Annotated in this window: 3 protein-coding genes; 2 read left to right on the top strand and 1 reads right to left on the bottom strand. The window is 70.2% G+C overall.

What is annotated here, in order from left to right:
* The first annotated feature begins 591 nt into the window (after positions 1 to 591).
* Together CED_RS20940 and CED_RS20935 are read left to right on the top strand one after the other, a co-directional pair.
* The gene (locus CED_RS20940; protein WP_011434617.1) at positions 592 to 861 is read left to right on the top strand and encodes a type II toxin-antitoxin system Phd/YefM family antitoxin; all 270 of its coding nucleotides are present in this window, start codon (positions 592 to 594) and stop codon (positions 859 to 861) included.
* Positions 845 to 1318 carry a type II toxin-antitoxin system VapC family toxin gene (locus CED_RS20935; RefSeq protein WP_011434616.1) on the top strand — a complete coding sequence of 158 codons (474 nt, stop codon included), beginning with the start codon at positions 845 to 847 and terminating at the stop codon, positions 1316 to 1318. Before CED_RS20940 ends, CED_RS20935 begins: the two co-directional genes overlap by 17 nt.
* 1194 nt (positions 1319 to 2512) lie before the next feature.
* Here the strand turns inward: CED_RS20935 and CED_RS20925 are convergent.
* On the bottom strand, positions 2513 to 2692 hold the full coding sequence (locus CED_RS20925) for a hypothetical protein (protein WP_023842169.1): 180 nt from the start codon (positions 2690 to 2692) through the stop codon (positions 2513 to 2515).
* Between the last annotated feature and the right edge of the window lie 858 nt (positions 2693 to 3550).

Genomic DNA, 3550 nt, shown 5'->3' with positions numbered 1-3550 from the left:
TCGCAGGCACCACAGAGGGACGACGTCGGACCGGACGGCACCAACATCCTCATCAGGACAGGGTGCCGGCGCAAGCCGGCATGATCACTGACCTGGACCAGACCGCGTCCCTCCAAGACCCGCGCGGTGAGCTTGTGGCTCTGGTCGGGCCAATCTCGCGGCGGGCATCCGTCGCCAATCCAGCGGAGAACCGCGAGCTGGCGCTCGTTGGGTTTGGTTGGACGCGACACAGGACCACCTCACGGCGTCCGGCAAATTGGGCGGAATCAGGTAGATGAGTAGCTCACAGCAGCATCGCTGACGCGCAAACTACTCGGCCTCATCCGGATAGCCGGATCGTGGGGCCGCCGAATGCAGGAAGGACCTGACGCGGCAGGTAATGGGAATCGTCGAATCGTCGAAGCCGCGTATGACGACGATCATCCAGGCGCCCGGCGGATCCGCAATATTCTTGAGCGCTGCGGATAGCGTCTTTCGTGCAGGAGGCGACCGCAGGCACACGGCGGTATGGCGAAGCCGGGCGGTCAACATCGCCTGGCCAGACTCTGGATCTTCGTCGCGGCACGCTGTAGCACCGGGTGCTACGCTGGCGTGGTGAGCACTCCTGAGATCACGCAGCGGGACCTGCGGTCGAGGTCGCGGGAGATCATGGACGCCGTCGAGCATGGGCAGTCGTTCACGGTCACTCGGGATGGTCACCAGATCGGGCAGCTCGTCCCGATCCGGCGCCGGCGCCGGTTCGTCTCGCGGCAGGAGTTCGCCGCGATGTCACGCAACGCACCTGACACCGGCCTGGAGGCGTTCCGCGCCGACCAGGAGGCCGCGGCCGACCACGAGGCGACGGATGCCTATGACCAGTGAGCCCGTCCGGCAGGGCCTGCTGGATACCAACATCCTGATCCTGCGCCGCTGGGTGAACGTGGCCGAGCTTCCGGACGAGATGGCGATCAGCGTGGTGACGCTGGCGGAGCTGTCCGCCGGGCCACACCAGGTGCGGCGTAACGACGAGCAGGACCTGTACGACGAGCATGAGGAACGGGCACGGCGGATGGAGATCCTCCAACGTGCCGAGAACGAGTTCGATCCGATCCCGTTCGACGCCGAGGCGGCGCGGGTCTACGGCCGGCTGACCGCGGCCGTCGTCGCCGCGGGCCGCAAACCGCGCCGCCGGACCGCGGACCTGATGATCGCCGCCACGGCGGTCGCGGAGGACCTTCCACTGTTCACCACCAACCCCGGCGACTACACCGGCCTGGAACGGCTCCTACGCACGGTCCCCGTCACGAGGCCGCCATTGCCCCACGAGAGGAAGCCCTAACCCAGCCGGGGCGGCGAGGCTGCTGCCATACGTCGATGGCGGACGTTTTCGGGTGTCACGGGCCGCACCCCGATCTGGCCAGCCGGATCCGGGAACCCCAGACCGACCATGACGACACGATCAACCCGGTAAGCCCAGCGCGACAGTCTGGGGCGCCGCAGCGATCATGGGGAGGTGTAGCAACGGGTGTAGCAACAGAGGCAACCGACCACGCACGTCGACGGCCTTCCACTTCCGTTCCCGACCGCCGGGAACGACGCGCCGACCGTCCCGGACGGTCCCCTCGCGTCCGGCGGGTGGGTGCCGACCGTGCCGCATGCGGGGCGCACCGATCCCTCGCAGGATGCGACGCGCGGACCGCGTGCCCGCCACGACCGGGCGTCGGTTCCGGCGTTCTGGACGGTGGTGGACGGGCGGGTGGTTGCCGGCCCGTGGGCGGACCGGTATGACGCAGTCCGGGCGGGGGATGACCATCCCGGTAGCGCCGTCGGCTACGGGGTGGTAGCGGCGGACGGGACGCTGACGAGCCGTTCCGCACCGGATGATCTCGCGTTTAATCGCCTGTGGTCCGAACAGGTCGCGCGGCTCACCGATGACCATGGGGGGAGGGTGCGCGCGACCCGGGACGCTACCGCGCTGCTCACGGTGCGGGTAGCGCGTGCGCTCGTGCTGGCGGGGGTGCCGGTGGCGGACACTACCGGGCGGGAGGCAACCGGCGGGGNCCTGCTTGTCCCGGTGCGCACGGGTGCGTACCGGGGGGNGGCGTTGGGGNGGGCTACCCATCCCCGGATGGCCACCATCCCCACGGCGAATCGGCCCGTCCCGGCCGGGGTGGGTGATGTGCTGACCTACGCGGTAGCGGCCACGCTCGACGCGCTGGGGTTCACCGTGCGCTACGGCAGGCAGACACGGGCGCATCTGGTCACGGCCGGACCGGGGGACGCGCGATGAGCGACGTGCCGACGTGTGAGACACCCCGTTGTGCCGCACCCGCACTGGTGATCGTCTCCGATGGGAGAGAAACGGCGTTGGCGTGCGCCCTATGCCACGAGGCCATGTTGCGGGCCAGCGGCGGAGTGATCCGTGGCATCGGTCTCGTCCCCCGGACCCCACGCCCGTAGCCGCTTGCTAGACGCTTACAGGAACAGGCCCCCCGCACCGGATACGGTGCGGGGGGCCTGCCGCATGTTGGGGTCAGTCGGTGGGGGGTGGGTCGGGGGGTCGGGGGCGTGGATGGTCCCGCATGGTGGCGAGCAGCACCGCGAGGGCGTTGATCTGTTCATCGGTCAGTGGGGGCATCGCCCATACGGCGCGGCGGATCGCCGTGTGTTCGTCGTCCGGTTCGTCGGCAGGGTGGTCCGGCGTGCTGGTCATCGCGGCTCCCTGACCCCCCGCCGGTCGTCACGTGACGACCGGNGGGGGGTTGCGGTTGCGCCGGGTGGGGGTCGGCGGGGGNGGNTCGGGNCGGTCGCGTGGCACCCGGGGGTGGACGGCTACCGCGACCGTGCTGTGTTTGTTCAGATCACCGGGGGTGCGCGGGGTGCGGGCATGGGGTGTTGCCGCTACCTGGTCNCGGGCGTGGTGCTAGCGGGCGGCGTTCCCGGGGTTGGGTGCGGTGTGGCGGGGGTGGTCGCTGCGCGGGCGTGCGCGGTGTGGGTGTGGGTGTGCCCTACCCGCGTGTAGGGGTGCGGGGTGGGTCCGCCCGGTGATGTGACTGTCTGTGGCGATGTGCCGTGGTGTGCACGGGTGGGGGTGTGTGGGTGCCTACGCGCGTAGGCGCGCACGCACGCGCGCGCGTAGGGCCGTGCATGCACGCCGGGGTGCACGGCGTTGCACGGGGGTGTGCACGGCGGTTCCGTGACGGTGGGTCATGGGCNGNGGGGGGNGGCGTGCCAACGGCCGGGCGCGGCCTGGCGCNCCTTGCCGGCTTCCTGGAGCTGCTGTAGGGCATAGTACACCCATCGACGGGACCGGCCGGTGGCGGTCACCAGGTCGGGCACGCTGGCGCCGTCCGGTGTTGCCGTGAGGGCAGTCCACAGGGCACTGTTGGGGTCGGGGTTATGGTCCGTGTGCGGCCCGTCCGACCGGGCGGGTAGAGCCGGTGGCGTGGGATAGCGGCTGGTGATATCCGCCACGGTGTCGTCGTCTAGCAGGTAGGCACGGTGGGGTGTGGGCGCAATGCCACTTCCACTATTTGGATCTTGGCTGGCTGTGGTGTGTCGGTTCGGGTGG

The sequence above is a fragment of the Frankia sp. CeD genome (assembly GCF_000732115.1).
Classification (GTDB): Bacteria; Actinomycetota; Actinomycetes; order Frankiales; family Frankiaceae; genus Frankia; species Frankia casuarinae.
This window is presented reverse-complemented; position numbering and strand designations above follow the sequence as displayed.

Coding starts and splice junctions, on each gene's coding strand:
- CED_RS20925 (WP_023842169.1), bottom strand. CDS start 2,692: ATGACCAGCACGCCGGACCACCCTGCCGACGAACCGGACGACGAACAC.
- CED_RS20935 (WP_011434616.1), top strand. CDS start 845: ATGCCTATGACCAGTGAGCCCGTCCGGCAGGGCCTGCTGGATACCAAC.